This window comes from Flavobacterium araucananum (assembly GCF_002222055.1).
Lineage (GTDB): Bacteria > Bacteroidota > Bacteroidia > Flavobacteriales > Flavobacteriaceae > Flavobacterium > Flavobacterium araucananum.
This window is the reverse complement of record NZ_MUGS01000125.1, coordinates 1-2,893: the sequence shown is the minus strand read 5'-3', so window position 1 is coordinate 2,893 and position 2,893 is coordinate 1. Positions and strand designations below refer to the sequence as shown.

General features: G+C 30.8%; 2 protein-coding genes. Both read right to left on the bottom strand.

The genetic code is table 11. The annotated features are described in order from the left end of the window. A partial coding sequence (locus B0A64_RS24755) for a hypothetical protein (protein ID WP_089482100.1) occupies positions 1 to 958 on the bottom strand: 958 nt, incomplete at its 3' end. A gap of 42 nt (positions 959 to 1,000) precedes the next feature. After that, on the bottom strand, positions 1,001 to 1,693 hold the full coding sequence (locus tag B0A64_RS25815) for a phage baseplate assembly protein V (RefSeq protein WP_455423340.1): 693 nt from the start codon (positions 1,691 to 1,693) through the stop codon (positions 1,001 to 1,003). Between the last annotated feature and the right edge of the window lie 1,200 nt (positions 1,694 to 2,893).

Sequence of the window (2,893 nt, the reverse complement as noted above, 5' to 3'; positions counted from 1 at the left end):
TCTCTTTGTCTTCAGAAAGTACATCAATCGTCCAATCTTTTTCTGGTTTTAAATCACTATGATTTTGTTCCATTTTATTACTATCAAAAATCCATGTTACAATTTTTGTTGAATTAAAATTTGTTATATATCCACTTGGAAATCTAACATAATTAACATCTGATTCATTCATTCCATCAATTGTATCTATTATTTTTCCATATTTATTAATTTTATAAATTCTTATAAATTTTATACGCTCATTGTTGCCTTCTTCCTTACTTATAATGGCGTTTATTATTACTTCTTTTTTATTTGATAGAAAATAAGGTTTACTTAGGCTGCCATTAAATTCATTTTTATTTCCATCTATTAATAACTTTATTTCATAATTTTTAGAAGTAACAATCTCAGAAAGATTTTTAAAGTTAGAATATTCTTTGTTTAATTTAGGCTGTTCTATTTTACTAATATTATAAAAAATAAAGAAAACACCAATAATAAGCAAAAAGAGAGCAACCAAATACAAAATGTTAGACCTTCGTAAATTCTTTTTTTTCATTTCTATCTCATAGAAAAACAATGCTAAACCAACTCCTGTTACAACGCTACAAATTGCTATAAATGGAATAATTTTTACATAATAGTACCTCAATGATTTTACATAATCTGTCATAGTACCAAAAGGTTCTAAATAGTTGGCACTATAAAAAAACAATGAAATCAATACAATACTGAGGAATAAAATCAATGTTATGAAAATGAATTTAGAATATATATATTCATGTTTTATTAAATAGATGATGAATCTAATAAGAATAAAATATACAAGGCATATTCCTAAAAAAATTATGCCCATCAAAACAGCTTGCATAAAAAGGATATAATTGCCATCCACAAAATATTGGTAAGTAATCCATGAAATTATGAATGAAATTATGAGGGCTGTAAGATTAGCATAATCTTTTTGTGTTTCCATATTTTTATATCAATTCTGCAAAAAAAAGAGTACATTTTACTTTTACCCCTTATTTACTTTGGCATCTACAGCTCCTAACACTTTTGAGATTCCGGAGCTTTTTATCAAAATATCTCCTCCTATAGCTTTGTGGGTTGTTGTAGAGGTGGTTTTATTTAAATCACCATTGATTTTTACAGTTTTATCTCCTGATACTTTTTGCTCATACATATTCGTAATAAGTTTATGGAGCGCTGTTATATCTACCGTATTGTCTTTTCCAACTTTTAAGCTGTTATTGCCATCAATGATAGTTTTTTTGTTTCCTCCCACTCCTACACTCATGTTTTTACCCACAGTAATATCCAGATTATCACCCACATTTATGGTCATATTCTTAGGTGCATTTACGGTGATATTTCCTTCACCATCCAGATAAATACTATTGTCAGACGGGTCTTTGATCAGGATACTTTTTTGCGTATCATCAAAGGTGATGGTACAGCCACTACGTGTAAAAAAACTTTTAATGTGGTTGTCTAATTTACCGCCTTCTGCTGTTTTTCCGTTAAAGATACTTCCAATCACATAAGGTCTGTTTGGATCATTATAGCGAAAACTAATCATAACATGATCTCCCACTTCTGGTATCGTAACCCATCCGCGGTTTTTATTGACAACATCGCTGGTTCCTGCATTAGGAGTCAATACATACAACCATGGCGTGCGGGACTGTTGTTTTTTCTGCCATAACATTTCAACACGAACTCTTCCGTTACCACTAGGATCATCATTGGCCAGAACCACAGCTCTTTGTTCTTGTGCCGCCGGCATAGCCACATTAGGTTCCGGTAATTTTTTTATTTTAGCGGGTAGTGCTTTAAAACTATTTTCATACTCGCCAATTTGGGTTGCTGTATGGGTGATTTCGGTAATAATATAGGTTCCTATTTCATTAGAATCANNTGTACTATCCAATCCTTTTTTAAAAACATCAGATTTATCTAATACTTGCTGTGATTCTATGTTTATAACTGAGCCTATTCGCAGTTTTGGATTTCCGCTTGTGGCTAAGATATAGTTACCATCGGCAGCAGCACTTTCTTGTTTCTTTTTTAAGATAGTTTCAAAATATACGTCATCTCCTGTGCTAAATTGGCCATATTCGTATGATGAGGTATTGTATAATTTTCTTGAAGCTTCAAACGCATCTTTGCCTAATTTTGGCAAACCTTCGACAATACTGTCACCAGTTTGGGCCTGATAGAGTTGATCATTATTTTCATTATAAGTAAAACCTCCGTATTGATTAGGTTTAGCTTCTACAGATATACTTAAATTGTATAAGTCTTTGTTGTAAATTAATTTTATAGGGCTTGTTTCTTTTTTAGGCTTTCCAAAAAACAATTTTTCNNATATATTTAAAATCTGATTCTAAATATTGTGTTTGATATTCTATTTTGGATGTAAATTCAGGATCAATTTCATATTGCAATTGTTCGCTGGCAGCAGTTTGTATGACGTCATGAACCATATCCTTAAGATTAAAATCTTCCCAGGAGTGCAATTTTTGCCCTGCTTCTAATAAGATAGTTTTAGAATATCCAGAAATAACAATTTGGCTCCCTACATGTCCTAATTCTTGTTGGTAGCGAACATTTGTTATAATCCCTAAAAAGTTATTATTGGCACTTAGTCTTATGTGAAGCACTTTTCCAAGAGATTCTTGTGCGCTTTCCATAGTATAAGCTCTGGATTTTTCTATAACAGAATGTGGTATACTGATTGTAAACTCGTGGTGAGTATTAATGGTTTGTTTTAAATCGATTTGAGTAAAATGAGAAATTTCTTTGCCGTCTATACCAAAGATTATTTTAGGAATGACCATAATATGTCTAGTTTTAAGTTTAATTTTTTTTAAATTTTAACTTAAATAGATTATAGTCTAAAGTTTTT